This is a genomic window from Leptolyngbya sp. NK1-12 (assembly GCF_032598965.1).
Classification (GTDB): Bacteria; Cyanobacteriota; Cyanobacteriia; order Elainellales; family Elainellaceae; genus Elainella.
The window spans coordinates 278,359-305,333 of the sequence record NZ_CP053587.1 but is presented as its reverse complement, the minus strand read 5'-3'; the positions used below and the strand labels follow the sequence as shown (position 1 = coordinate 305,333).

General features: G+C 49.0%; 26 protein-coding genes. 15 read left to right on the top strand and 11 right to left on the bottom strand.

Annotation, left to right across the window (positions count from 1 at the left end; all coding sequences use genetic code 11):
- Positions 1-57: 57 nt before the first annotated feature.
- Together HJG54_RS29795 and HJG54_RS29790 are read right to left on the bottom strand one after the other, a co-directional pair.
- Positions 58-1,701 carry an alpha-amylase family protein gene (locus HJG54_RS29795; RefSeq protein WP_316436731.1) on the bottom strand — a complete coding sequence of 548 codons (1,644 nt, stop codon included), beginning with the start codon at positions 1,699-1,701 and terminating at the stop codon, positions 58-60.
- An 81-nt stretch (positions 1,702-1,782) separates the two neighbouring features.
- Positions 1,783-2,589, bottom strand: a complete 807-nt coding sequence (locus tag HJG54_RS29790; protein ID WP_316436729.1) for a bacteriorhodopsin — start codon at positions 2,587-2,589, stop codon at positions 1,783-1,785.
- A 510-nt stretch (positions 2,590-3,099) separates the two neighbouring features.
- Between HJG54_RS29790 and HJG54_RS29785 the strand changes: the two genes are divergently transcribed.
- On the top strand, positions 3,100-4,125 hold the full coding sequence (locus HJG54_RS29785) for an AI-2E family transporter (protein WP_316436728.1): 1,026 nt from the start codon (positions 3,100-3,102) through the stop codon (positions 4,123-4,125).
- Positions 4,126-4,139: 14 nt separating this feature from the next.
- Here the strand turns inward: HJG54_RS29785 and HJG54_RS29780 are convergent, their stop codons facing one another.
- Entirely contained in the window at positions 4,140-5,222 is a 1,083-nt protein-coding gene (locus HJG54_RS29780; protein ID WP_316436727.1) for an AI-2E family transporter, read from the bottom strand.
- 104 nt (positions 5,223-5,326) lie between these two features.
- Positions 5,327-5,896 carry a Yip1 family protein gene (locus HJG54_RS29775; protein ID WP_316436725.1) on the bottom strand — a complete coding sequence of 190 codons (570 nt, stop codon included), beginning with the start codon at positions 5,894-5,896 and terminating at the stop codon, positions 5,327-5,329.
- Positions 5,897-6,006: 110 nt separating this feature from the next.
- Between HJG54_RS29775 and HJG54_RS29770 the strand changes: the two genes are divergently transcribed.
- Complete coding sequence (locus tag HJG54_RS29770) at positions 6,007-7,017, top strand: hypothetical protein (RefSeq protein ID WP_316436723.1); 1,011 nt, start codon at positions 6,007-6,009, stop codon at positions 7,015-7,017.
- A gap of 61 nt (positions 7,018-7,078) precedes the next feature.
- Positions 7,079-7,531 (top strand): hypothetical protein, encoded by a 453-nt coding sequence (locus HJG54_RS29765; protein WP_316436721.1) that lies wholly within the window; start codon positions 7,079-7,081, stop codon positions 7,529-7,531.
- Positions 7,532-7,566: 35 nt separating this feature from the next.
- Here the strand turns inward: HJG54_RS29765 and HJG54_RS29760 are convergent, their stop codons facing one another.
- The 3 genes from HJG54_RS29760 to HJG54_RS29750 all read right to left on the bottom strand — a co-directional run bounded on the left by HJG54_RS29760 (position 7,567) and on the right by HJG54_RS29750 (position 9,436).
- Entirely contained in the window at positions 7,567-7,764 is a 198-nt protein-coding gene (locus tag HJG54_RS29760) for a hypothetical protein (protein ID WP_316436720.1), read from the bottom strand.
- A 745-nt stretch (positions 7,765-8,509) separates the two neighbouring features.
- Positions 8,510-8,977, bottom strand: coding sequence for a translation initiation factor IF-3 (infC, locus tag HJG54_RS29755; protein WP_316437097.1), 468 nt, complete (start codon positions 8,975-8,977; stop codon positions 8,510-8,512).
- Positions 8,978-9,151: 174 nt separating this feature from the next.
- Positions 9,152-9,436, bottom strand: a complete 285-nt coding sequence (locus tag HJG54_RS29750; protein WP_316436718.1) for a pentapeptide repeat-containing protein — start codon at positions 9,434-9,436, stop codon at positions 9,152-9,154.
- A 168-nt stretch (positions 9,437-9,604) separates the two neighbouring features.
- Between HJG54_RS29750 and HJG54_RS29745 the strand changes: the two genes are divergently transcribed.
- Entirely contained in the window at positions 9,605-9,901 is a 297-nt protein-coding gene (locus HJG54_RS29745) for an RNA recognition motif domain-containing protein (protein ID WP_316436717.1), read from the top strand.
- A 147-nt stretch (positions 9,902-10,048) separates the two neighbouring features.
- Positions 10,049-10,234 (top strand): 30S ribosomal protein S21, encoded by a 186-nt coding sequence (gene rpsU, locus HJG54_RS29740; protein WP_316436716.1) that lies wholly within the window; start codon positions 10,049-10,051, stop codon positions 10,232-10,234.
- A 365-nt stretch (positions 10,235-10,599) separates the two neighbouring features.
- Here rpsU and HJG54_RS29735 read toward each other — a convergent pair whose 3' ends face one another.
- The gene (locus tag HJG54_RS29735) at positions 10,600-10,782 is read right to left on the bottom strand and encodes a hypothetical protein (protein ID WP_316436715.1); all 183 of its coding nucleotides are present in this window, start codon (positions 10,780-10,782) and stop codon (positions 10,600-10,602) included.
- Here HJG54_RS29735 and HJG54_RS29730 point away from each other — a divergent pair.
- The 8 genes from HJG54_RS29730 to HJG54_RS29695 all read left to right on the top strand — a co-directional run bounded on the left by HJG54_RS29730 (position 10,781) and on the right by HJG54_RS29695 (position 17,908).
- Positions 10,781-11,623: an acyl-CoA desaturase gene (locus HJG54_RS29730; RefSeq protein ID WP_316436714.1), complete on the top strand. Its 843-nt coding sequence runs from the start codon at positions 10,781-10,783 to the stop codon at positions 11,621-11,623. The genes HJG54_RS29735 and HJG54_RS29730 overlap by 2 nt on opposite strands.
- A 560-nt stretch (positions 11,624-12,183) precedes the next feature.
- Positions 12,184-12,570 (top strand): hypothetical protein, encoded by a 387-nt coding sequence (locus HJG54_RS29725; RefSeq protein WP_316436713.1) that lies wholly within the window; start codon positions 12,184-12,186, stop codon positions 12,568-12,570.
- 18 nt (positions 12,571-12,588) lie between these two features.
- Positions 12,589-13,926, top strand: a complete 1,338-nt coding sequence (locus HJG54_RS29720; RefSeq protein WP_316436712.1) for a ferric reductase-like transmembrane domain-containing protein — start codon at positions 12,589-12,591, stop codon at positions 13,924-13,926.
- Positions 13,927-14,028: 102 nt separating this feature from the next.
- A complete protein-coding gene (locus HJG54_RS29715) occupies positions 14,029-14,175 on the top strand; it encodes a hypothetical protein (protein WP_316436711.1) in 147 nt (48 codons plus the stop codon).
- Positions 14,176-14,352: 177 nt separating this feature from the next.
- A complete protein-coding gene (locus tag HJG54_RS29710; protein ID WP_316436710.1) occupies positions 14,353-15,279 on the top strand; it encodes a phosphate/phosphite/phosphonate ABC transporter substrate-binding protein in 927 nt (308 codons plus the stop codon).
- Entirely contained in the window at positions 15,276-16,130 is an 855-nt protein-coding gene (gene phnE, locus HJG54_RS29705) for a phosphonate ABC transporter, permease protein PhnE (protein WP_316436709.1), read from the top strand. The genes HJG54_RS29710 and phnE overlap by 4 nt, the downstream gene beginning before the upstream one ends.
- Positions 16,131-16,301: 171 nt before the next feature.
- A complete protein-coding gene (gene phnC, locus HJG54_RS29700; RefSeq protein ID WP_316436708.1) occupies positions 16,302-17,036 on the top strand; it encodes a phosphonate ABC transporter ATP-binding protein in 735 nt (244 codons plus the stop codon).
- A gap of 41 nt (positions 17,037-17,077) precedes the next feature.
- Positions 17,078-17,908 carry a metallophosphoesterase family protein gene (locus tag HJG54_RS29695; protein WP_316436707.1) on the top strand — a complete coding sequence of 277 codons (831 nt, stop codon included), beginning with the start codon at positions 17,078-17,080 and terminating at the stop codon, positions 17,906-17,908.
- Here the strand turns inward: HJG54_RS29695 and HJG54_RS29690 are convergent.
- A complete protein-coding gene (locus tag HJG54_RS29690; protein WP_036010112.1) occupies positions 17,876-18,079 on the bottom strand; it encodes a hypothetical protein in 204 nt (67 codons plus the stop codon). The two genes, HJG54_RS29695 and HJG54_RS29690, sit on opposite strands and share 33 nt — an antisense overlap.
- A 169-nt stretch (positions 18,080-18,248) precedes the next feature.
- Here HJG54_RS29690 and mgtE point away from each other — a divergent pair, with 169 nt between their 5' ends.
- A complete protein-coding gene (mgtE, locus tag HJG54_RS29685) occupies positions 18,249-19,640 on the top strand; it encodes a magnesium transporter (RefSeq protein ID WP_316436706.1) in 1,392 nt (463 codons plus the stop codon).
- Between the two features lie 13 nt (positions 19,641-19,653).
- Here mgtE and HJG54_RS29680 read toward each other — a convergent pair whose 3' ends face one another.
- Together HJG54_RS29680 and HJG54_RS29675 are read right to left on the bottom strand one after the other, a co-directional pair.
- The gene (locus HJG54_RS29680; protein WP_316436704.1) at positions 19,654-21,717 is read right to left on the bottom strand and encodes a cation:proton antiporter; all 2,064 of its coding nucleotides are present in this window, start codon (positions 21,715-21,717) and stop codon (positions 19,654-19,656) included.
- 343 nt (positions 21,718-22,060) lie between these two features.
- Positions 22,061-22,333 (bottom strand): GlsB/YeaQ/YmgE family stress response membrane protein, encoded by a 273-nt coding sequence (locus tag HJG54_RS29675; RefSeq protein WP_316436703.1) that lies wholly within the window; start codon positions 22,331-22,333, stop codon positions 22,061-22,063.
- 561 nt (positions 22,334-22,894) lie between these two features.
- Between HJG54_RS29675 and HJG54_RS29670 the strand changes: the two genes are divergently transcribed.
- Positions 22,895-25,738, top strand: a complete 2,844-nt coding sequence (locus HJG54_RS29670) for a cation-transporting P-type ATPase (protein WP_316436702.1) — start codon at positions 22,895-22,897, stop codon at positions 25,736-25,738.
- Positions 25,739-26,975 lie beyond the last annotated feature (1,237 nt).

Here is a 26,975-nt window from a genome sequence, read left to right as displayed (position 1 = left end):
AACCGCCATAGCCAAAAGATTTGTCAGTCAATCAGGGTCAAATCCTTGAAGTCAATCTTAATCTTTTTCCTCAACCCTAAACCAGCGGTAGCCATAGGGTTCGAGGGCAATGGACTGGGATGTCTGCAAAGATTCATACTGCCGGTTCCCAAATAGATCGGTTAGACGCCTGTATGGGTTGGATCTGAATGTGACGGTGCAGTCTTGATCCGCTAGATTATGCACAGCCACCACGGTTTTTCCTTGCCACTCGCAGCAGTGAGCAAACACGCTGGATTGGTCGGTATCCAAGATTTTCCACTCGCCTCGGCCAAACTCTGGACATTGTTTGCGCATCCGAATCACACGGTCAAACCAATTCAATAGCGAATCTGGATCTCGCTGTTGAGCAGCAACATTGACCTGCTGGTAGCCGTATTTACCTTCAGAGATGACTGGCTTAGATAACCGCTCCGGAGATGCCGTTGAGAAGCCTCCGTTCGGTTCATCGGCCCACTGCATCGGAGTGCGCACACTGTTGCGATCTGGCAGCGATAGATCATCGCCCATGCCAATTTCTTCCCCATAACGGATCAGCGGAATTCCCGGCAGGGTGAACAGCAAACTATAGATCAGTTCAATCCGCCGCCGTTCGCGTTGTTCATCTCCCGATTCACCATCCATCATGGGCGGTAAGCGCCGCCGAATCCCGCGCCCATAAATTTGCATGTGTTTTTCGGGGGCAAAGGCTTGAAACACTTCATTGCGTTCAGCATCACTGAGTTGATCTAGTGTTAGCTCATCGTGATGACGCACGAAATTGAGCCACTGCCCAGCTCGCGGAATTCCAGGCAACTGTTTAAGCCCCTCAATTAGGGGAGTTGCGTCTTGACGTGCTAGGGCCAAAAATTTCTTTTGATTGACAAAAAAGCTGAACAGCATATGCATGCGGTTGCCGTCTCCAAAATATATTGGAAACGACTGAGAGTCTACATTAGCTTCGGCCAGCAGCACCGCTTCGGTATTGCACGAAGTAACGTAATGACGCAGGTCTTCTATAAAATTCTCTAAGTCATACTGTTCGGTCAATACCTCAACATTCTTGATAAAGTAGGGCACTGCATCAACTCGAAACCCTGACACACCCAACTCTAGCCAGAATTGAATGATCTTGCGAATTTCATCGCGCACTACCGGATTTGAGAGATTGAGGTCGGGCTGTTCCTTATAAAAGTGATGCAAATAATACATTCCAGCTTTTTCATCGTATTCCCAGATGCTGTCTTCTACATCAGGAAACACCAATTCTGCTGGATCGGTAGGAGGTGGATCGGTTGACCAGATATAGTAATCCCGATAGGGAGAATTTTCATCCGCCCGTGCTGCCTGAAACCACGGGTGTTGAATCGAGGTGTGATTTACTACTAGATCAATCAAAACTCGGATGCCGCGTTCCCTTGCTTCATGCATGAAGTCTACAAAATCTCCCAGGCTGCCTAGGCGGGGATCAACATTGTAGTAATCCATCACGTCATAGCCGTCATCTCGGTTAGGAGACGGATAAAAGGGATGTAGCCATAGACAAGTCACCCCCAAGCCAGATAGATAGTCGAGCCGGTGGGTCAAGCCTGGAAAATCACCGATACCATCACCGTTGGCATCCATAAATGTTTCCACATCCAGGGAATAAACAATTGCGTTTTTGTACCAGAGATTCTGCATACTACCTTACATTATTGTCTACTGTGCAGTTAGCTAATTGGCTTATCACCGAGTGAATTATCATCTGACTTATCCGGTGACTTATCGCGTTTCGCCCGGAAGATAGGAAGCGCGGCGGCGGGCAGTGCGAGAGGATTGACGTCCTGCTATTCGATCAATCAATTGAAATGTTCTGCTCACGACTTGATCAGCCACCGTTGGCTGCCGCAGGCCCTGAAGACTGCGTAAACCATGTAGGTCTAGAAAGCTAAAGCCAACTTTGGAGAAAAACGGCAGCAGACAAAACAGAAACGTATCGAGGGTTTGATCAATCCAGCCAAAGCCGGAAGGACCAATCAGCCAAACAATCGGATAACCAATCCACAATACGGTGAAATAAATCGTTAATCGGTCGTGCAGTTCTGCTAATTCTGGACCTTGGCTTTTACTTTTCTGGCGTAGCGGACCCCAGATACCCCATAGCACGATTAAAAAGGCAACCACGCCGCAAATGTACCAGAGGTATCTCACCCAATCGCGTTCCGATAAATCGGCAATCAGTCCAGTCGTAATTACCACCACTTGGGTACTCATGAGGAAACCGATCAGCGTCCAGTCTTTTTTGATAAACTGCATCGCCGTCCAAGATAGGGCTAGCAGCAACAGGGGTGTGGTCACAATCCAATCGATGTAGCGAGCGTAATGAGCAATTTGACCAGCCGCCTCTACCTTACCTTGATCGATCGCCATGGCCATGTAAGCCAAACCAGACCAAATCGGAATAAAGATAGCCACCAAATACTCATACTGTGGTACACCCCGCGGATCGCGACTGAGTGCCCAAAAATGTAAGGCTCCGATCGCCATGCCAGCAACATAGACCCAGTGGAATATTGCTTGCCAATCCATAATTTACCTCGGTTAGTTGAGCGGTTCTTGATCGTTAGTTGGAGTCAGGAGTCAGGCTTCCCAGAGCGTCAGCCGACGGGAGTCAGGAGCCAGCGTTGATTAATAATTTAGCGATGGGTTATTGGCCGCCGGATCAGCAGTGCTGGCTAAACTTCTCAGATACCTAATCGGATACCTGATATGAATTGATTGATTGGCTGAGTGGATAGCCAGAATTGGGCGCAACATGTCTTCAACGTCACGGTGATGTATTCTAAGCAAATCTAAGCAAACGTATCCTAAGCAAATAATGATGTCATGCTGATTGTCTTCCTCCATTGGAAAGAGATCGTAATGCTTAGGAAAGCAGATTTTATTTGTTTATCAATTTACTTACAGTTTGAACAGCAAAGGTGACTAAAAAGTGACAATGCTTAAGCAATCAAATTGGCATATTATGATGGTGAGTGACTTTTGTAATTACCCTTCTGCCATCAACGCAACTGTAAAGAATAGCCGCCAAGAATTGATATGAAAATGGGGCAATGGTTGGGAATTATCGCGCTGATAGTTTCGCTCTACGTTATGTGGCGAATTCGCCAACTGTTGCTGCTCGTGTTTACAGCAATTGTACTAGCAACTGCGATCAACCATCTAGTTCAGCGATTTCAACGCTCGCGATTAAAGCGGACCGGCGCAGTTCTGTTGAGTCTGGCAATAGTCGGTGGTGTTTTTATCTTCATTTTTCTGCTGATCGTGCCACCTTTCATCGAGCAGTTTCAGGACCTGATCGCCCTGTTGCCGCTTGGGTTAGAACAAATTCAATTGGGCATTAATTGGTTAGAAGATCGCTTCGGTCCTAGATTGCCAGAGATTCCCGATGCCACCGGGTTGATTCGGCAAATTCAACCGCTGGGGGCCAATCTCCTGCAACGCATGCTTGATTTCTTTTCTACTTCAATTACATTCCTAGCCCAGTTGCTGCTAGTGCTCGTATTGACGTTGATGTTGTTGGCCAATCCGCAGCCCTACCGACAGGTATTCATCCGGTTTTTCCCATCGTTTTACCGCCATCGTGTCGATGAAATTCTGACTCGCTGTGCTGATGGACTAGGTGCATGGACCACAGGTGCACTAATTGAAATGGTTTTTATTGCGACCTTAAGTGGCTTAGGATTATGGCTGTTACGGGTGCCATTAACCCTAGCCCATGCGGTTTTAGCGGGATTGCTGAATTTCATCCCCAATATTGGCCCCACATTGAGTGTAGTGCTGCCGATGACGATTGGATTTCTGGATGCCCCGTGGAAGGCCCTTGCCGTGCTAATTCTTTACATTGTGATTCAAAATATCGAGAGCTATTGGCTTACCCCGACTGTGATGGCTAATCAGGTATCTCTGTTGCCAGCTATTACATTAACGTCCCAACTCTTCTTTACTACTTTCTTCGGAGCACTGGGACTAGTTATGGCTCTACCATTAGCGGTAGTTGCTAAAATTTGGATTGAAGAAGCCCTGTTCAAAGATATCCTCGACAAATGGCAGGAGTCTGCTTAGGCTTGTGTCTAAACCTAGGTCTTGTCTTGACATGCGGACTCCTCTAATTCGGCTTCGCCCCGCATAGCATCAATATCAAATAGGCTAATCAATACGCCAGCGATAGGAATTGACAAAAACACGCCCACGAGTCCCGCGATCCTAGCGCCTACTAAAAGAGCAAAAAACATCACAACCGGATTCATATTGATCGACCCCTGCATAATTCGGGGCATCAGTAGATTTTCTTCGATCTGCTGCAACAAAATACAACCCACTAGTACCTTCAAACTGAGCCAGATGCCTTGAGGTAAAATAATCAGACAGACCAAACTAATGCCCAGCGTTGCACCAATTCCTGGAATCAAATCAAATACACCTACAATGGCCGCCATAACTACAGCATAGGGAATATCCAACAGTACAAATACTAGAAACGCCGAGATCCCAAAGAAGACCGACAGCAATAAGCGTCCCCAGAAAAAGCCGAGAAAGTTTTTTTGAATTGCCACAGTTACGTCCTGCCGCATATGGGGTGGGAAGATGCGCACCACAAACTTCCATAGCCGCTCTCCGTCTAGCAGCATAAAAAACGCTACGACCGCAATCAAAATCAAATCTAGGAGGCTGAACAGCAGGTTTTGTAGCGTTGCAAAGCCAACGCCAAGCGTCGAAAGCGCCTGCTCTCGCAGTTGGGCCTCAACGGTGCTGAAATCAACATTAAAGTTCCAGCGTTTTAACAGCGACTGGAGATCGTCCAACCGTTCGATGGCAAAGTTAAATAGTTGGGGCACCTGCTCTAGAAGCTGCTGCGCCTGCGAGAGAATCGTCAAGCCTAGGGTGGCAATCAAACCACCCAAAACCAACAGGCTGAGCAGAAACACAATCATCACCGCCAGCCAGTGGGGCATATGGCGCGACGCCCACTGCACCGGATAGCTGAGCAAAAAGGCCAGGATGGCAGCAAAAATAAAGATAATCAGAACCGTTTCAAAATAGGCCAGCACCTGAACAATGGCCCAAGCTAAAGCAAACAGCAACAGATAGCGAACAAGCTTGGCATTACTGAGTTGATTCCACAAGTGATTCCAAGATTGATCTGCGGTTGGTTTATCCATTGGGGTTTAGGGGTCCTCTGGCCCTTCTCCTATTTGAAATTTCGCTGGGATGCTACAATCTGTCGTCTATCTAAGGTGGCGAATTGTTCCGATCTCAAGCAAAGCTACTGGACCAACAGTTGGATTGCACCAATTCCAACTTGTAAAGGCACCCAGGACAAAAGGCTAATCACGACAGCGCTGCGAGTGTTGATATCCAATCCTTCCCGAATAGCGACTACCACCGCTAGCAAACTCCAGACCGCCAGAACCAGCCCAATCGGTCGGCCAAGCAAGGGAATTAGAGTGAGAAAATTGAAAACCTGGGGCGCATAGGCAAACCCAATCGGGCTGAGCAAATCATTATAGGTGGGATCGATTGGTTTCAGCCATTGTCCAATCTTCCAGATGGCAAAAGTCCACAGGTAGTAACCAGCAGCCACGCTGAAACCGTTTAATAATGTCCCAAACAGCAGCAGTGGCGGACTAGCTCGATTCAGCAGCAAAATCACCAAGCTGCCGGCAGCTTGGGAGATAGCAGCCAAAACTACAATCCGACGGGCAAGGCGACGACTGTGAGGAATGCAGTGAGCATCATCATAAAAGTGGGCATTTAGCGCTAAGGCATGGCGAAGCGTCGTTTTAACGCTAACAGAAGCGTCTGGCTGCTTGGAATGGGTAAAATTACGACTCATGAAGGATGACAGGATATAGCAACCTCTGGTTCGATAAACTCCACAGTATCTTTTGCTGCAATTTTACTTTTACTGCTTTTACTTTTTCTATTTCTTTTTCTATTTATAGTATGTTGAGATTGTTCTCGCAAATGCTGGCTTGGCTGCGGAGCAGCACCTGGAACCTAGTATTGCTAGCTGGATTTCTAGTACTACTCTGGGGAATGCTAGCACCCGTGGGAACTCTAGTCTGGTGGCTCAACCAAAGCTCCGAGTCCCTTGGTTTCAAGCGGCAACAGCGTCTACCTGAGCGCAATCCTCCAAAAACAACAGCGCATTCTATCAATTGTTATGTTGTATTTTTGACAGGAGTAGGCGATTACTCGGTGGATCAGCTGACGCCCGGAGAAGAATTCTTCTTAGATCGTCTGGAGCAGCTTCGTCCCAATTGTGTCACGGTCCGTGATGTCTTTCCCTATTCAGCAGCTAACAAAGACCTAGCTGGAGATCGGTTTTTGGCTCCGCTTTGGGATGCGGCTGAACATGCCGAAGGCTGGCTCAAGGAGGCCGACGTGCTGATCAAGATTCGCAATCTCTGGCGCTTTGCGATTTCGGCAGACGACCGCTATGGCAAGGTTTATAATCAGGGCATTGCCGATGCGATTGTGGATCGCATGAATGCCGCCCATCCGATTTCAACAGCCGAACCCTTGCAGGTGATTTTGATTGGCACCAGCGGTGGAGCACAAGTGGCATTGGGAGCCGTTCCTTTCTTAGAAGACTGGCTGAATGCGCGGTTGATTGTCATATCGGCAGGGGGTGCATTTGATGGTGAAGCCGGATTTGCAGAGGCAGAGGCAGTCTATCATCTGCAGGGAAAACGCGACTGGGTTGAAGATATTCCCCGCATTTTGTTTCCATCCCGCTGGAGTTGGACTGTTGGTTCTCCGATTAACCGTGCCCGCCGAGAAGGTCGTTATAGGACTCAGATCAGCGGTCCCCATACCCACGATGGACCAGAGGGCTATTTCGGCACTGCTACCGAACCCTCTAGCCAAATGGCCTATGTAGAGCTGACGCTAGAGCAGGTGAATCAACTGCCGTTCTGGAGCAGCCAATCTGATAATTCTCACCAGGATTGAATCATAGACTGAATTACGTCAGCTGACATTCTCACGATAATTTTTAGCTTCTGAGGCACCGATGGATAGTAATAACTTCAAGATCAAAACCCAAACCTTCCCTACAATGCCACTGCTGTCTCTCGGTTTGCTTTGGTTGTCCTATGCTCTAGTCGGATGGCAGTTGTCGGCTTATTACATTTTTCTATTTATAGGAATTTTGATTGCTGTTGCGGCTGTGGCGTTTGCTTGGAGCAGTACTCCGTGGTTTGAAGGACTCTTTGGTTATTTACCCCAGGTCTTGCTGATTGCCCTCACCATTAGTATACTTACTGCCTTAATCGCCATATTTCCAATGTTGGTTCCTCTAATGGTCATTCCAATGCTAACTACTTTGTTAGCTTGGCAAGAGATCCAAGCTTTGACGATGCGGAAGCGCTACCTATGGAGCGTGCTGATCACGGTTGCCATCATTGGTTTGGGAATTGGGGAATACGTTGATCTCTTCATTCTGCCAAGCGAGAAAGGCATGTAGTTGCTCTTCTCAATCTCTACTGAGACTGGAAAACTTTAATCATCGACAGGAGCAACCATCTCGCGCAGGTTGTCAGGGTCTACATAGTGGCAACTCATTTCATCCATGCAGATCAATGCCCAGCCAGCTTGGTCAATTGCAATTAGCCTGTAGGCCGTGTCTTGAACAAAATACCCTTTATGATTACGAGTGCCTGGAAGGACTTCGAGAGTATAAACATCTAAGCTAATCATGATAACCTCTTTTTGTTAACGATTTTCTGCTAATGCTTACAACCTAGGGCGTGTTTTAAAACCCTTTTGTCATTGCAGTAGCCTTTCGAACCCCCCTCTCTTGTTGCTTGCTTCCCGCAGGGTATGCCGCAGTTGCCATTAAGGGAGACTTCAAGCCACTTCTTGTCTACTTCTTGTCGGTATGTGCTGGGGCACGGGCTTTGCCTTTGTTCTAGGCCGAAGGTTCATCCCTGCACGGGTATAGGGGGCTGGGAGGATCAAAAGGTTTTAAAACACTGCCTAGATAGCTCTAGATAGCTCGGGAATAAATACTGTTTTTTCTAACCAACTAGCTATAGCGTATAGCAGAAACTCAGACTAGAGATTAATATTGAACGATTAAATTTAATCTTTACATTTTAATCTTCACATTGGAGCTACAGCCTTTTCCCCTCTCGTGAAGTACAGTTCTTGGCGTTTCGTCACTAGTCAATCATCACTAGCGCTTTGTGTGCTCCAACGAATAACCAATAATAATGCAATAACGATAATGCAATGCCGAAGCAGAGCACGTAGCACCCCGGTAATCGCAGTTTAAGCTGCCACGCGCTTGCCAATAACTTCAGTAAGAGAGTTTAAGTAGGTGGGCGCAATTATTGAGAAGACGCATTTCGACTCCGCTCAATGCGCAACTTTTCGGGAAGCAGAGGGTTGAGCGGAGTCGAGACCCGGCATTGTGGAGCGAAGATTAATTTAGCCTACCTACTTAGCAGGGAATTATCTGCACAATTAGCGATCGTTTATCTAGGGTTTGAACTTTACCCGCTTGGGATAGATCAGTAACGATTCGATCGATTAGATCTATGGCACGATCGCGATTTTGATGTTCACGCCCGCGTAAACGTACCTGAAATTTGACCGAATGCCCTTTCTCTAGCCACTCAATAGTTCTGCTAATCCGCAGGCTGTAATCCGATTCACCAACGTTAGGACGCAACCTAATCTCTTTAACAGTAGTTCTAGCGCTAGAATGCCGCCGTTTTTTCTGTTGGTACTGGTGCTTGCCATAGTCTAAGATCTTAGCCACCGGAATTTCTTTGCCTTCAGAAACGATGACTAGATCAAGCTTGGCAGTTTCAGCAAGGCTGAGAGCTTCACCAGTATCTACCAAACCACGGTTGTTATTCTCGTGATCGATTAGAAGCACCTGAGCGGATTTAATTTGCCGATTAATCAGTTGTTTTGTAGCGATGATAATTCTCCTAAAATTTGCAAGATTGGATCACCTTACTTACTCAGGGTAACGGAAGGTTGGCTGAAATGTTGTAAAGAAATGCTTTTTTAATGATTCGATTAGCTGATCACTGATTCTGTTGATTGGTTCAGAGTTGTTTAGCCATAAACCTGTTTAGCCATGAACCGTTTCATCGGGCATCTTGGCTCCTTTTAACTTGGCCGAACTCAAATCAGCACCTTCTAGCCTAGCCCAGCTCAAGTCAGCCCCTCTTAAATCGGCTCCGTGAAGATTGGTTTGGCGTAAGTCGGCCCAGCGCAAATTAGCATGGCGTAAATTGGCTTTTGAGAGATTTTTACCCCTCAAATCAATACAGCTAAGATTAGCAGAGCTAAGATCAATAGTCTGGAAATCTTGCTCTCCTACTGCCAATAGCATTTGAAGTTCAGTTACGTTCATACTACAACTCTAGCGTAATTCTCTTACTCTTTTCTGCTTTTCCGTCCCGCTATGTCAATTTTGTGTTAAGCTCTTCATAAGGCTTATTTTCGGGTGTGTAATTCGTCCCACAAGCGTTTCTCCGAATCTAATTCTCTACACCCTCCTGACGATTTTGGAGAAACCGCTATGTCAATTTACGTGGGTAATTTGTCCTATAAAGCTACTGAAGCAGACTTGACTCAGGCTTTTACCGAATACGGCACCGTTACGCGCGTTCAGTTACCAACCGAGCGGGAAACAGGGCGTATGCGTGGATTTGCCTTCGTCGAAATGGAAAACGAGGCAGAAGAGACCGCTGCGATTGCTGCACTTGATGGTAGCGTATGGATGGGGCGTGATCTGAAGGTAAATAAGGCCAGACCCCGCGCAGAAAGAGACTCTTCTGGTTGGGGAAACAAGGGCGGTGTAGCTAGGCGCTACTAAACTCAAACGTCAAATCAAAAGACAAACCTCAAAAGACAAGCCGTCAGCGCTTTAGGCGTTTCAAGTTTGAAAGCTGGAGATCAACTACTTAGCAGTAAGCAGCTTTCAAACTTTGTCCTGAGTTTATTTAGATTGCAAGGAGATTAGATGGCTCAAGTGATTCTAGGTGAGGATGAAGGTCTCGAGTCAGCGTTGCGTCGATTTAAACGAAAGGTTGTTAAAGCAGAAATTTTCCCAGACATGAGGAAGCATCGCCACTTTGAAACGCCGAGCGAAAAGCAAAAGCGAAAAGCGCTAGCTAAACACAAGAAGCGTAAAAGGAAGTTTCGCTAGGGCTAAAGCATATGATTCTGGAACAGCCGATGTGATCCTCAGTAGTCTTGAGCAAAAAATATAGAGTAAGGGAATAGAATGCAGCAGAACTCTTTATAGTAGATAGTTCTGTCCCTATGAATTTAGCTTGCAGTAAGGGTTATAGGTTTAGGTATAGATCTATAAATTTGTGATCATAGGTTCACTAAATTGGAACAATGCTCTGGTTTTGGTTGTAATCGGATTTAGACTGTAGTTGAGGGTCTATTCAGAGTTGTTATCAATCCAGCTTTTGAACTTTGTATTTCTCTCGCCCGCGAGTCAATCTCGGGCTAATTGGGGAAGTTTGTTCACGCAGACTAGACGAGGGGTTTAGTCCACTATCCCTAGGGCATTGCCCAATTAAAATGTAGGTGTTGCTGAATCAGCAAATGATGTTTGATCAGCAACTTGAGCGAGACGCTCACACTGTCTGGATCGTTATCTAATCGTGCGAGCATTTTGCTCGTGGTTTCATACCACCATTCAGCAACGCCAAAATGTAATGTGTATTCAATTAGGACTTTCATGGTTTTCAATCGAATTGAGACTGACCGCCAGTCTAGTCAGCCGCTTGTAATTAATTGGACAAGCATCAGTGTTTTTGTAGCGGTTCACGCTTTAGCGTTACTAGCGCCTTGGTTTTTCTCCTGGTCGGCGCTGGGAGTAACGATTTTTCTTCACTGGCTGCTGGGTAGTATTGGCATTTGTTTGGGGTATCATCGGCTATTGACGCACCGCAGCCTTCAAGTTCCCAAAGCCTTAGAGTATGCCATCGCTTTGATTGGAGCCGCAGCCTTGCAAGGTGGTCCAATCTTTTGGGTTGCAGGACATCGCAGACACCATATATACACCGAAGACCTAGACAAAGATCCCTACTCAGCGAAACGGGGCTTTTGGTGGAGTCACATGGGGTGGTTGCTCTACAAACGCCCAGAGTTTTTTGACTATGAATCGAATCGGCAATTTGCACCAGATCTGGCACGTGATGGTTTTTACCGCTGGCTCGATCGCTATTTTCTGTTGCTGCAAATTCCACTCGCAATTGGACTGTACCTGCTGGGTGGTTGGTCATTTGTGATTTATGGCGTATTTGTTAGGACCGTTCTACTTTGGCACAGCACTTGGTTGATCAACTCGGCATCTCATATCACCGGCTACCGGACCCACGACTCAGACGATAACTCGCGTAACCTCTGGTGGGCAGCAATTTTAACCTACGGAGAAGGATGGCACAACAATCACCATGCTTATCCCAACGTGGCAAAAGCAGGCTGGCAATGGTGGGAAATTGATATGACCTGGTGGGTGATTTTAGTCTTACAGCGAATGGGATTAGCCCAACGCATTGTTCTACCTCCGGCAGCTTAATCCCTCTTTTGATCAGCTCTAGGCCCAGTAGATCGCAAATCCTGTTGAGATTCTTCCTAGCCCCGCTTACCAAAGGCTACGGTGTACACACAAATCCTAGCTGGGGTATCACCACCCCTGAAGGCCCCCTTTTCTGGGATGCCCGCAGGTTCAAAGTTCCCCAATTTTGGAGGACTTTGAACCTGCTTGTTTTCTCGTTTTACCAGCATCGCCTGCGGTTTGTAAAACGACTCGCTCATTGCAAGATGTCAGTAGACATCAAGCAATTGATCAAGAGGGTCATACGAATCATCATTTTTAGATCACATTTACAGCTAAAAATTAAAATGCATGACTTAGCACTATCACTGCTGCAGCCATGCCCTTGGTCCTCTAAATGAATGCTAAAGCTGTCAGAAGTCATGAAAAAATATACAGCGTTTTTCACTCATGTGAGGTATGGGGGGTGTGAGGGCTTCTCCCCCACGCAGGGGCGCTGGCACCCCGTTTTTCGTACTTCACTAGCCTGAAAAAGGCTGTATTAAAGGAAATCCTAACTAAAACAGTTGGGGGAGGACGCTATGAGCACAGGTCTAGCTTCTAGCCGACATACGTTAGAACCACTGCGTTCGAATCACCGCTTGACCCAAGCCTATACTCAGCAAGCTACGGCTGATGCAGCAGAATTCGTTGCCGATCAGGTGCCAGCCCGGAACTCAGAAATTTGGTTGCTGCTGGCGTTGATTGCTTTCATATTCTTCTTGTTGAAGTTTTTACGTGCTTTGAAAGCGGAACCGCAGATTGGTAAACCTGAACCACCCCTAACCCTATTTCAAAAGGCCCCCTGTTTATCCTGTCATTACTTTGCCAGCAATAGCTATTTGAAATGTGCAGTCCGCCCTACGGATGTTCTGACAACACGAGCAATTCACTGCTCTGACTACTGCCCAAGATACAAACGTGTCTAACCGAAGGGGAGGACTGGGATGAGAAGATTGTTAATGCGTAGTCCAATTGCCGTTGCTTTGTTCTGGATTGGGGCATATTTGCTGGTCACGCTGCTGCCGCTGTTGATCTTGCTGATTTACCCCCCTCCAGGCGGACGGGGATTTTGGATTGAATTTTCGGTTGCGCTTGGATTCATCGGCTTAGCCATGATGGCGCTGCAGTTTGTGATTACGGCGCGGATTAATCGGATTGAAGCCTCCTATGGAATTGATATTTTGCTACAATTCCACCGCTTTACCTCCCTGGTAGCATTCTTCATGGTGCTGGTTCATCCGGTAATGCTGTTTGTGGTGCAGCCCGAAACAAGACAACTGCTGAATTTTATCGAAGCGCCGTGGCGGGCCAGGATGGCCGTACTGGGCACGCTTGCCTTCATCCTCCTCGTCGTCACTACAATTTGGCGCAAGCCACTTGGGATTCCCTATGAACCGTGGCGCACCTCACATACGATCCTCTCAGTGTTAGCAGTTGGATTAGGGGTTGGGCATGCCATTGGTGTCGGTAACTATTTGGGTTTGTTTTGGAAAGGCATCCTCTGGGGCGCGATGGCCCTGATCGCTCTGTGGTTAATCATCTATGTGCGGCTGATTAAACCTTGGATGATGACGAAAAAGCCCTATCTAGTCGAAGCGGTGATTCCCCAACGGGGTGACGTTTGGACGTTAGCGCTGCGTCCTTGGGGCCACGAAGGTTTCTGCTTTCAACCCGGTCAATTTGCCTGGCTGACGTTGGATATTACCCCGTTTAGTATGCGAGAACATCCCTTTTCAATGTCGTCTAGCGGTGAACATCCAGAACGTATCGAGTTTGGCATCAAAGCACTGGGAGATTTTACTAGCACGATCAAAGAAGTACCGCCAGGAACCAAAGCATATTTGGACGGCCCCTATGGCGTGTTCACAATCGATCGCTATCAAGATGCAGCTGGATTTGTGCTAATTGCAGGCGGCATCGGGATTACTCCAATGATGAGCATGTTAATTACCGCAGCAGAACGAAAGGACGATCGCCCCTTTCTGTTGATCTACGCCAGCAAAACCTGGGACGACATTACCTATCGAGAAGAGCTAGAGAAGCTAGAGGAGAGACTCGATCTGACTTTAATTCACGTCTTGCGGGAACCTCCGGAGGAATGGACCGGTGAGCAAGGATATGTAGATAAGGAACTACTGACACGACACATCCCCAAACATCGAGGCTCACGACAATACTTCATCTGTGCTGCTCCCAAAATGATGAATCAGGTAGAACGCGCCTTACACGATTTGGACGTGCCGGTTACTAACGTCCATATGGAGCACTTCAATCTAGCTTAGAAGCTGACGGTTCTCCCATTGCCCCATACCCTATTCATCTATTTACCCATTTATTTACTCATTCATTTACTCATTTGTCTAAGTATTATGCGATATAGTATCATGCTTCAACTCGTCGGATTGATCACCCTAGTTCTACTCGGTGCAGCTACTTTCTTCGCCTGGTTGCAAAACCGCCCCACCTCCAACCCAGATATAACTGAGCTAGAAGTTAGAACGGCAGCCTGTAAATCGCGAATTGCGGTCTGAGCTAACATTGGTCCTGACCCTAAAGCTTTGATAAGCGATTCATAAAACCTCTCCTTTGCAAGCACACCGCCTACAGTTATAGTTAATCTCCGTCTATAAATTCTCATCTGGCACTCATCTTGAGCGTCCCAATTCCGCTATCCTCAGAGGAATGGTTGATGTAATCCTTCTCGCAAAATGTTTAAAAATCGCTGGATGCAGAGCGTTTTATTGGGCATGATGGCAATGCTTGTGGTGGTGGCTTGTACTCCCACGCCAACAACCCAGAGTCCCGCTAACGCTCCTGACGCTGCCCCACTGACGCAACTCACGTTTGGGGTAGGACCTTACTTCCCCACACCCAACGAAAATCGCAAACAGTTTGAGCCATTGTTCAACACGCTGGCAGAACAGGTGAAGTTGCCCGCTGAAGTTACCGTTGCCGACGATTGGATTGGCATCTCGGAGGCACTCCGCTCGCGCACTCTGGATGTGGCCTGGTTAGGTCCCTGGGGCTATGTGCTGGCAAAACACAATGATCCGTCTTTGCAGGTGATTGCCACCGTTAAATACAAAGACAAACCAACCTACTACTCTGTATTGATGGCACGGGCCGATGCGCCGTTTAATACGCTGGATGAAGCGATCGCCCAGAGTCAGCAAAGCGGCACGAAACTAAAACTGAGTTTGGCAGATGTCGGATCGACATCGGGTTGGTTGATTCCGCAAGCCGAATTTAAGCAACGCAATCTCGATCCCAAAACCATCTTTGACTATACCGAGGGTGCGAGCCACGCAGCCCAGGCGATCGGAGTACTGAGTAATCAGGTAGACATTGCTTCAGACTACGATCGCAACCTGGATGTCTTGACCGCTGAAGGCAGAATCGACAAAAGCCAGCTTAAAATCATCTGGCAATCAGACCCGTTGCCCAATGACCCAATCGTGGTGCGGGGTGATTTCCCAGAGGAGATTAAAACGCAACTGCAAGAGGCATTGGTCAATCTCCCTCCAGATCAGGCTAAAACACTGCTGCCAACCAACTATACCGGATTCATTGCATCGGATGGCAGCAACTACGCGCCGATTCAACAAGCAGGAGTGTCGGTTGGCAAGCTAAAATGACCGTTCCATTGACAAAGCCCAACGTTAATTCAGCCGATGGCTCCTCTGATTTAGACGCGCTGCTAGCATCGGAGCAACGACGGCAAGGAGGGCTTTGGACGCTATTACAGCGTAGTTTTTGGGGCATACTGGCGGTCGCACTGTTGATTGCCAGTGCCCGGACTGCCAAAGTCGATTTAGTCCAGTTTTGGCAACGCCTCCCTACTGTCGGAGAATGGCTGTCTCGCCTATTTCCACCTGACTTTTCAGAGTTGCCGATCTTTCTAGAAGCCATCTGGGAAACCCTGGCGATTGCCATCATTGGCACAGGTTGTGCGATCGGGGTAGCAATTCCGTTAGCCCTGTTGGTGGCGCGAAACATTACCCCAGTGCGGTGGTTAGCGACACCTCTGCGCGGCTTACTCAATCTGTTGCGCGGTATTGATACGGCTATTTTTGCCCTCTTCTTTGTGTCGATTGTTGGGCTAGGACCCTTTGCGGGAGCCTTGGGCGTAGCATTCCACACCACTGGATCAATGGCAAAACTCTATGCGGAGGTGCTGGAGTCTCTACCCAATGAACCAATCGAAGCGATTGAAGCGACGGGGAGCGATCGCCTCCGCACCTTTACCTTTGCCGTCTTACCCGAAGCCCTACCAGGATTGATTGGAATTAGTTTGTACCTGTGGGAATTCAATGTCCGGTCTTCCGTCATTCTGGGAATTGTGGGGGCAGGTGGGATTGGCTATGAACTTCTGGTCAGTCTCAAGCTACTCGATTTCCCGCGCCTCTGCACTATTTTGCTGTTGATTCTGGCAATGGTCAGCTTGATTGATGCCCTCAGTGCCTACCTGCGCCAGCGATTGAAGTGAGAGATGGGCAGCCTCAGCCAATCGCCAATGATGACTAGATCCCCCCTAGCTCCCCTTAAAAAAGAGGGAACCGATCCAAAACGGGGTTGAAGTCCCCCTTGTGAAGGGGGATTTAGGGGGATCTGACCAAGATGACGATGAAATCTGACTAATTTTCGATCGACTGGGCCTATGATCACCGTGGAAAACCTGACCAAATCCTACTCCCGCAGCCACTTTGCCCTGCAAAATCTGAGCTTTCAGATCATTCCCCACACCTTTACAGCCATTCTGGGATCGAGTGGGGCGGGAAAGACAACGTTGCTGCGTTGCCTGCTGCAACTGTCCCGTCCTGATGCTGGACAGGTCTGGTTTCAAGGACAGAATCTGACTCACTGTTCTGCACTGGAGTTGCGACAGGCACGGACTCAAATTGCCACGATTGCTCAACAATTTAACCTGGTACGACGGCGCACAGCCCTCGAAAATTGCCTGGGTGGTCGCTTAGCTGAATTACCGCTCTGGCGATGTTTGACCAATCAATTTCCCAAGAGTTTATTGCGGGAGGGTCTAGCCGCCTTAGAACGGGTGCAATTACTAGAAGTTGCCTTTCAACGGGCCGATCGCCTCTCTGGCGGACAACAGCAGCGAGTAGCGATTGCCCGTGCCCTCACCCAAAATGCTCGGTTGCTTCTGGCGGATGAGCCTGTTGCCAGCCTCGATCCGGAAACAACCCATGTGGTACTGCGACTGTTGCGATCGCTCTGTGAGCAGGAAGGCATGACGATTCTCTGCAATCTACACCAGGTTGAGTTAGCAACACAGTATAGCGATCGGATTTTGGGTATTCAGGCAGGTAAATTGGTTCTGGATGTTCCGGCACATCAGTTTCGTAATGCAGATGCCGCTTTAATTTATAAGTCCTGAGTACTTGTTTAGATAGTTGTCAGATAACAGAGGTGACGATCATGCTGCCCATCTACAATTGCGAGGCCGTCCAGCGATTCGCCGCAATGGGAGGTATCTATGGCAATGTGCCTGCTCTTGAAGCTTGCCTCAACGACGCTAAAACCCACCAGTGTGAATCGTTCCTATTTCTAGGAGATGCGATCGGGTGTTGTGGACATAGTGACGAAGTGGTGCAGCAGCTACAACAACAGTTTCATGTTTTGATTGCAGGGAATCACGAACAGCAGGCAGCGGCTGGATTGCTGACCTGTGGCTGTGGCTATGCTTCGCCAGAAGACGAGCGGTTAAGCTGTATGGCATTTGCCTATGCAATGGAAGGTTTGAGTGAGGCACATCGTCAATGGCTAGGGACCCTACCCGATGCAGCAATTCTCACGACTTCCGCTGGGCGAGTGCTGCTGTGTCATGGCAGCCCAGCTCAAACCAACGAATTTTTATACGAATCGGAACTGAGCGATCGCCGCTTAAATCAATGGTTGGATGAATTTGATATTGTGGGGTTTATCTGCACTCACTCTGGATTACCCTGGATTCGCCCGTTAAACAATGGACGGTTTGCAGTGAACTGTGGAGTTGTTGGCAAACCCGATCACGATGGTGATCCGGCTGTTCATTATGCGTTACTCACGGTGGCGGATGGACAAATTACAGCTACTATTCAACGGGTGGAATATGACTATCGAGCATGGGCGGAAATGCTGGAGCAAGAGGGCGTTGACCCGATTTTTATTGAACCCCTTCGCACAGGATTCTGGACAACGGGGGTTTCTAGCCTTCCTGCTCCACAATGTCAACGATCAATTTCGCGGTTGAGCCAATTTTTCGACTGAATCAGATAATTGCTCTAGGGCTTCAGTTTGCCGTTCAATCAGCTTGGTTTGTTTTTGCAGCTCTTCGGTTTGGCTAGATTGGGAAAGGGCATCGCTGGTGTGGGGAATAAAAAACTCACAGCTTGTCAACAACACAGAGGCAAGGATGACTAATAGCAGCAGGTAGCGCATAGGATGAGTGCTCCAAGATTAAGACCAGAATGAAACAAAATAAAAAACGATTAAAGGTTTTCGTTCAACTTGGCATACTTTGATTATTCTTACTTCTATCCAAGGATGAGTATCTTCCATTAAGCTAGTAATTCCGTTAAGCTACTAATGACGTAGAATCTATAGCGCTATGACTTCTCGTTCCTCTGCTGCCTCGTCTAGTGTTTCCCGCTCTGAGTTGCGCCAGCTAGTAAGGTTACAGCTCCAGGCGTTGTTAGAACAAGAGAATCTTTCAGGCGCGAAAGCTCTGCTGGTTCCAGTTCTGCCAGTAGATATTGCTGAGGTGATTACGGAACTCCCTGAGGACATGCAGGCCCTCGCCTTTCGATTGCTTTCCAAAGATGAGGCAATTGAGGTATTTGAGTATCTAGACTCCAATACTCAACAGGCTTTGCTGGGCGAGTTCAAGCGGCAAGAGTTTCTCAACGTCGTCGATCAAATGTCGCCTGACGACCGGGCCAGATTGTTCGATGAGTTACCAGCTAAGGTGGTGCGGCGGCTGCTCGAACAACTCAGCCCAGAAGAACGAGCGGCGACAGCCCTGCTGCTAGGCTACAAACCCGACACGGCTGGACGCATTATGACGCCAGAATACGTGGCGTTGCGGGAAAACGCCACTGTGGCCGAGGCATTGGAACAGCTGCGACGTTCAGCCCATGATCGGGAAACCATTTACTATCTGTACGTCATTGATGATCAGCGTCATCTCAGAGGTGTACTGTCGCTACGCGATTTAGTTGTGGCCCAACCGGATCAGCTGATTCACAACATCATGAGTCGGGACGTTATTTCAGTGCATACCGATACCGACCAGGAAGAAGTAGCCCAGATCATTCAGCGCTATGACCTGCTGGCGGTTCCGGTTGTAGACCAGGAAGAGCGCTTAGTTGGGATTGTCACCGTTGACGATGTACTTGATGTTGTTCAACAAGAGACCACCGAAGATATTTACACGCTAGGTGGGCTGGAATCTGGTGATGACAACTACTTCCAGATGAATTTATTCACGGTCGCCCGCAAACGGGTAGTCTGGCTGTTAGTTTTGCTGATTACGAATACAGGCACCTCCGCAGTCATCCAAAGCCAGGAGGATTTGCTGGAACAGGTGGTGGCGTTGGCGGCTTTTATTCCCCTGTTGATCGATACAGGCGGCAATGTTGGTTCCCAATCTTCTACCGTGGTCATCCGAGGCTTAACAACCGACACCGTGCAGCTCAAAAAAGCACTGGGTATTGTGCAGCGAGAGGCGTTGGCCGGTGGATTGCTTGGATTGATGCTGGGACTAATTGTCACTGTATGGGCCGTGCTATTGCAGGGAAATTGGGGTGTTGCAGTTTCGGTGGGGGTAAGTTTATTTGCGATTTCGCTTCTAGCTTCAGTTGCAGGCTCGGCCCTACCCTTTTTGTTCAAAGCCTGGAAATTTGATCCGGCCCTGATGTCAGCCCCGTTCATCACAACCGCTGTTGATGTCTTAGGGGTTCTGATTTACCTCTATGTGGCCCGCTGGATTTTGGGATTGTGAACGAGGTCGTGCATTAAGTCGGTGGGATATGCACCACAATCAGCGATAGGTTTGGGTTTTGGTGGGCGATCGTTTCCGAACCAATGCCTAAAGAGGGCAGACTGAGGAAATCAGCATGGTTTTTTGCCATCAGCACCAGTAGATCATCTGCGGTGAGGGTGCGAGCCACGTAGCTAGGAAAATGACCGCGCACGAGTTGAGCTGGAATTCCTTCTGGTAAGATGGCTCGTTTGGCAGCACGCCGCGACCCAGCAATGCCGTGCAGCAGGCAGAAAGAGGCTTTGAGTTCAACAGCAAGGCTTTTAGCTAGGTTCAGCACCTGAGGAAAGCTAGCGGCCATGAGATTCGCCTCATCAACGGCTAGAAAAACTCGCTGGGTGGTTTTAATCGGATGGGTAAAGCGAGTCACCAGCACGGGAACAACAGCCCGACGCAGCACATTATCGATAGCGCTGCCAAAGAAGTTATCGCGATAGGTAGAGTAACCCTTCCAGCCGCAGATAATTAGATTGGCGTTGCGCTCTTGCGCAGTTCGCAAAATGCCTTTGTCAATTGACTCATCAATTCGGCCAATGGGTTCAACATCGGTGACAGCCGCATGGGCAACGGTTTCTGCCGCGGCCAATAGCTGCTCTTGTCGAGTCTTGGCCTCTGCCGAGATGGACCCCGCATGGTCTAACAAAATGTGCAGCGGCAGCAGGGTGCCTTCGGTGGTCTTAGCCAGCAGCAGTGCTAGTTGCAGCAGGTTGTCTTCGGTGTTGGGGTTAGCAACAGGCACCAAAATCCGATAGCGGGGCGGGGTCGAACTGGTTGAATTGGCCAAAGCTGGTTTTGCATCGACTGGTTTGGGTTGCAGCGTTTGCCCCCAGCGTTGAGTGATCCAGGGAGAGGCGATGCAGGTCACTAGGATCATGGCAATCGTGCCGTTCACCGTGAGCTGATCCACCAGTTCAATTTTGTAAGCCACGGTAATGGCGGCCAGAGTTGAGGCCGCTTGAGCCACCGACAGGCCAAACACGACCATGTTGCTGGAGTGGTCAAACCGAAACAGTTTGCCTGTGCCCACCGCAGGTAGCCATTTGGCCACAATCGCAACCACCACCATCACGCCCGACACCAGCAGCGAGCGCGGTTCCTGTAGCAATACGGCTGGATTCACCAACATCCCAACTGAGATCAAGAAAAAGGGAATGAATAGGGTATTGCCAATGAATTGAATTCGGTTCATTAATGGACTGAGTTGGGGAATCAGCTGGGTAATGGCAATGCCAGCTAAAAAGGCGCCAATAATCGGCTCGATGTCAATCAATTCGGCCGCATAGGAAACCACCAGCAGTGAGGCCACCACAAAGGTAAACTCAGCTCCCTCATCGTGACCAAACTGACGAAAAAACCAGCGTCCCACCTTAGGAACGCCCCACAGCGTCGCAACGGTATAAATAACGAGGGAGGGGATCAAAAACAGCCAGAATCCCAGCGTCAGGTCGCCCTGATGGGCCTTTACCACCACAGCCAGTACTAATAAAGCCAGAACATTGGTAATTAAGGTGCCGCCTAGCGTCACCGTTACCGCTTGGGAACGCATAATGCCTAGCTTGGTGGCTATGGGTAAGGCCAATAGGGTATGGGAGGCAAAACAGGACGCGACTAAGATTGATGCTAGAAGCGAGTAGTTGAGCAGCAGCATGGCTGCCGTCCCGATGATCATGGGCACCGCAAAGGTCGCCAGCCCAAATACCACCGCCTTATCAGCGTTATAGCGCAAGTCATCCAGACTGGTTTCTAAACCAGCCATAAACATCAGGAACAGCAGTCCGACCGTTCCCAGTAAAACGATAGTACTGTCACGCTCTAGCAATCCTAGGCCATTCGGTCCCACAATCACCCCAGCCAAAATTAAGCCGACAATTCCAGGCAGCCTGAACCGCTCAAACAGCAGCGGAGCCACCAGCATGATGGCGATGATGATCAGAAACACAGGCACTGGATCGGTAATTGGCCCGGTCAGCACCGAAGGGGTCAGCCATTCGGCTACGGTGCTCCAGATTTCGGTCAGCGTCTGCCAAGTCTGCTGCATTGAGTTCATTCCTTCTTGCCGTTGGTTTGCTGCTTGCGCAACATCCTATTTTTAACGAGGAACCTAATTTTGGAAAGATACAGCAGAGAGAAATTAAAGTACGCGCCGATAGCAAAATCTAAGTGACCAATACAACCACCAAAAGATAGATTTGACTAGGGTCTAAAGGCAGGTTTTTTTGAAAGCGGTAATTCCGTAGGGCAGGCATCCAACCTGCGGCAGGCGAGACGCCCGCTCTACAATGGCTCAATTTGGTTTTTAACGTCTGTATGACCTGCTAAACCGACTCTGACACCGCCATCCTAATTGATCCAAATCTGCTCGATCTGCCGACTATGAAGCATCACAGAGGGCGACGGCGGGTTAAAGATTCCCAGATAAAGATAGCGATCATTGCGCCAATAATCGCAACCAGGATACCGGGAATACTGAGGCTAGCGGCTGTTAGCTGTAAAGTTCCAGTTTCTAGTAAGGTGAGTAAACTGCCTCCAATGAATGCACCAATGATACCAAGCAGCATTGTGGTAAGAATGCCGCCGCCTTGCCGTCCTGGATAGATTAATTTAGCTAGCGCCCCAGCAAGCAACCCTAAAATAATCCAAGCAATGATGTTCATGATTCAACTCTCCAAAAAGCGATTACTTTTGATTTAGTCGCGTAATTCTTTAACCATTAAGTTTTTCAACCATTAGGGAAGCCCTCAAGCAAGATTTTGAGGGCACTTTCTGTAGGTGAGGGTGTATTGTCAGTTAGTATGGGGAACAAATGTGATTCAAAGGTGATCGCCTATTGGTGGTGGAGAACGTCATATTTGCTTCACTTTTAAGCTTTAGAATAGTGGGATAGTTTATCTCTGACTTCAGTTTCAACCTCAGTCGTCAGTGAATTACCAACTTTGAATTATCACCTTTGAAAGACTGCTGAGTTTTTAGTTCTCAGTTTTCAATTGATCAGTGTAATCCTCCTCAGAAATTGCTAGACAAACAAGTCAGAAAATATTCAGTAATTCTACAGCTTAAACTTTGGTTTCTAAAAGGTATGTATTAGTGAAGTTTAACAACCACAATATTTATAACGCACTTTAGTTTGCGAACTACGAATCGTAAAACAGATTGCAAAACGAATCGCAAAACAGATTCAAATTGGTATTACAACGTTTCCCGATGGAGTGATGGTAATGCAGGCACAGGAGACAAAGGCCATCTTCAACCAACCGTGGCATGAGCTGTCAGAGCAGGAACTGGTGCAGCGGCTGAATACTCACTTAACCAAAGGTTTGACCAGCGCAGAAGTCCAGACGCGACGCCAACAGTTTGGTGCCAACGAACTGACCGCCAAATCCGGCACCCATCCCATCCTGCGCTTTTTGCTGCAATTTCATCAGCCGTTGCTCTATATTTTGCTGGTAGCGGGCGCAATCAAGGCGTTTTTGGCCGAATGGGTGAACGCGGGCGTGATCTGGGGCGTCACAGTGATTAACGCCATTATCGGGTTTGTACAGGAATCCAAAGCCGAAAACGCCATTGCCGCCCTGGCCTCTTCGGTCCAAACGGATGCAACCGTCGTGCGAGAAGGAGTTAAGCAACAAATCGCCTCAACCGAATTGGTCCCGGGAGATCTGGTACTGCTGGCCTCTGGCGACAAGGTGCCTGCCGATCTGCGCCTGATCCAGGTCAAAAACCTCCAGATAAACGAATCCGCTTTAACCGGAGAATCGCTGGCCGTCTCTAAAACAACCGCTATCCTTGCCGCTGAAACTCCCCTAGCCGAACGCACCAATATGGCCTATGCCGGCAGCTTTGTCACCGCCGGGCAGGGCCGAGGCATGGTGGTGGCGATTGGCGACCAAACCGAAACCGGACGGATTTCCCAGTTGATTGACCAACGCACCAATTTATCGACGCCTCTCACCCGCAAGTTTGATCAGTTTAGCCGCATCCTGCTCTACATCATTTTGGCGGTGGCGGCCTTCACCTTTGTTGTGGGGTTGGGCTACGGCAACTCCTGGGTGACAATGTTTGAGGCGGCTGTGGCGCTGGCCGTGAGCGCAATTCCAGAAGGCTTACCTGCCGTGGTTACCATTACGCTTGCCATCGGGGTGTCGCGGATGGCTCGCCGCCATGTGATTGTGCGTAAACTGCCAGCCGTAGAAACGATGGGCAGCACCACCGTGATCTGCTCAGACAAAACCGGCACCCTGACCGAAAACCAGATGACGGTGCAGGCCATTTATGCCGGTGGGGAATCCTATCGCGTCACGGGCAGCGGCTACGACCCCAAGGGCGAGATTAGCGCTCCGCACCACTCCCATGAACGAGCAGCAGCAGACCCAAATTCAGATTTCAACGCAAACCCAGCGCTGCAAGCTTGTTTAATTGCCGGTTTACTGTGCAACGACTCACACTTGACCGTCAAGGATGGGTTTTGGAGTGTTGTTGGCGACCCTACCGAAGGTGCACTGCTGACTGTAGCCAACAAAGCCGGATTAAACAGAGAGGAACTAGAAACCCAACAGCCCCGCCTTGATAGCATTCCGTTTGAATCGGAATATCAGTATATGGCGACGTTGCATCGGGGGGGCAGGGAGTCAGGAGTCAGGCTTCCCAGAGCGTCAGCCGACGGGAGGTGGGAGGCGGAAGGTAGAAATCAGGAGAATGGGGCAATTCAGCTATCTCAGAGTTTGAATACTATCTATGTGAAAGGCTCGGTGGAGGCGATTTTGCAACGCTGTCGGCAGGGGATGGATCAAGACGGCCAACTCGTTGGCCTGGATCCGGCAGAGGTACATCGGCAGGTGGATCAAATGGCGGCTCAGGGGCTGCGGGTGCTGGCATTTGCTTCCAAATCGGTGCCGACGACTCAGGACGCGATTGATCATCCGGATGTGGCGTCTGATCTGGTCTTTCTAGGGTTGCAGGGCATGATCGATCCGCCGCGAGCCGAAGCGATTCGAGCGGTGCGGGCCTGCCAGACGGCCGGAGTGCAGGTGAAGATGATTACCGGAGATCACGCGGCCACCGCTGCCGCCATTGCTCATCAGATGGGCATCCAAAAACACGGAGATGTGAAAGCCCTGACCGGGCAGGAGTTGGCCCAGCTCAACGATAGCGAACTGCCTACCGTAGTCGAGGATAGAGTGGTGTTTGCCCGAGTCGCGCCCGAACAAAAGCTGCGGCTGGTGGAAGCCTTGCAGGCCAAAGGCGAAGTGGTGGCCATGACCGGAGATGGCGTGAACGATGCACCGGCCCTCCGACAGGCCGATATCGGCATTGCAATGGGACGAGCTGGTACCGAAGTCGCCAAAGAAGCAGCAGACATGATCCTGACCGACGATAACTTTGCTTCGATTGAAGCCGCCGTGGAGGAAGGCCGCACCGTTTATCGAAATTTGCTGAAAGCGATCGCGTTTATTTTGCCAGTCAATGGCGGTGAATCAATGACGATCTTGATCAGCGTGCTGTTGGCGCGAGAATTGCCGATTTTGGCGCTTCAGGTGCTGTGGCTGAATATGGTCAACTCGATTGCCATGACGGTGCCATTAGCGTTCGAGCCAAAATCGGAGCGGGTGATGCAGCGTCCGCCTCGCCATCCGAATCAGCCGTTGCTGTCGGCTAATCTCCTCAAGCGGATTCTGGTGATCTCGGTATTTAACTGGATTCTAATTTTCGGCATGTTTGAATGGATTCGCCAAACTACAGGTGAGGTGGATTTAGCCCGCACAATGGCGATTCAGGCACTGGTGGCAGGTCGGATTTTCTACCTGCTGAGCATCAGTCAGATCGGCAGGGCAATGGCAGCCAGACTACGGGGGCAGGCCGTTTGCATCCGCGACGCTGGGGCAATTGGGCTTGGTATCATTGCCACCGTGATGCTGCAAGTCATCTTCAGTCAGTGGAGTGTAATGAATGCGCTCTTTTCTACTGCTCCTTTGAATTCGATGCAGTGGTTGATTTGTTTGGCAGCGGGATTACCGATGCTGCTGATCGCGGCTGGAGTAAATCGGTTTGATCCATTGGATTGATGGGATACCAAACCCAATGGTAAGACGATGTCAATGTCTGCTTTGTTATACCAGTTCTTAGTTTTGAGTTTTGAGTTTTGAGTTACGGACCCTGCCCAATCTAGCCGGTTGAGCTTGGTGATCTATAGCCCAATCAAAGGGAAATGGTATTACTGGTTAATCTTGCTTTAGCCCTTTTGGATGCCCCTACCGCGCCCCTACGCCCCCCACAACCTTCATCTGCTTCCCCCAACTCCACCCGGAACGACCGATTGCTGCTGAATGGGAAGGGCAAAAATTGTGGTTGAATCAGGCTGATACACAAGTGATGGCCGTAACCATTGCCAGCAGCCAAAAGCCAATCCTTGCTCGCTGGAGTTGCCTGCCTCGACTCGGCACGATTCCCTCAATCAGGAAAGGGATGAAGAGAAAGGTCGAATCGAGCAATGGCGGTGTCATATGGATCAACAGGGATTGGATAGGGTGCTATCTTCTTATACCGTGTTCTCTTGAGAAAAACCGTGTGAATCAAAAATTCTTTTAGGTTCATAACAGCATAGCTTGTAGCAATCGCTGCTTAGGTAAAAATCTCTCAGGGTATAGCGCCGGTAGTTAGGGGTTGGCACTTACTAAGGAGAGCAGTAAATGGTGAATAGTGTTTCGGTGAGGGGTGGGGGGTGAGGGGTGAGGGGTGAGGGGTAGGGGGTGAGGGGCTTCGACGCGAGCGCACTGCCCCCATGGGGCCAGAAAAATCAGCCGAGCGGTGTGGGGGTTGACTATAAAGCGCTCGGGTTAATTAAGTAAAGGGTTTGGTGTTTGGGGAGTAGCTGGTGCTTGAGCTATCAAGATCACATCTCCGTTGCTGTTGTATGCTCATTCTTGTGCTTTCTACTATTATTTTGCTGATTTGTTTTTCTAGTATTGTTACTGATGTTCTTCTTGAAATTTTCAATCTGTGAGATTAATCTGTGTTATGTCATTCACGTATGCCAGAGATATATTTCTGCTTGAGTTGGAAACAGGAACTGATGTTTTTATAGCTTTTGCCCAGCCTAGAATGAAGGAACCAAAGATTGGCTTCCGACTTTACCAAGTGAACCGATGCCAAGTCTAGCTGGAGCCAAGAATCAAGATGTATGTAAAGTGGGCAGAAATTCACCGCCCAGGGCAAAAACCTGCACGCTGAAGGATGGCAGTATTCTCTCCATATCTGACTCTAATTCCAGCATGGCAGGTACCAGTACCTGAGCTATGATCA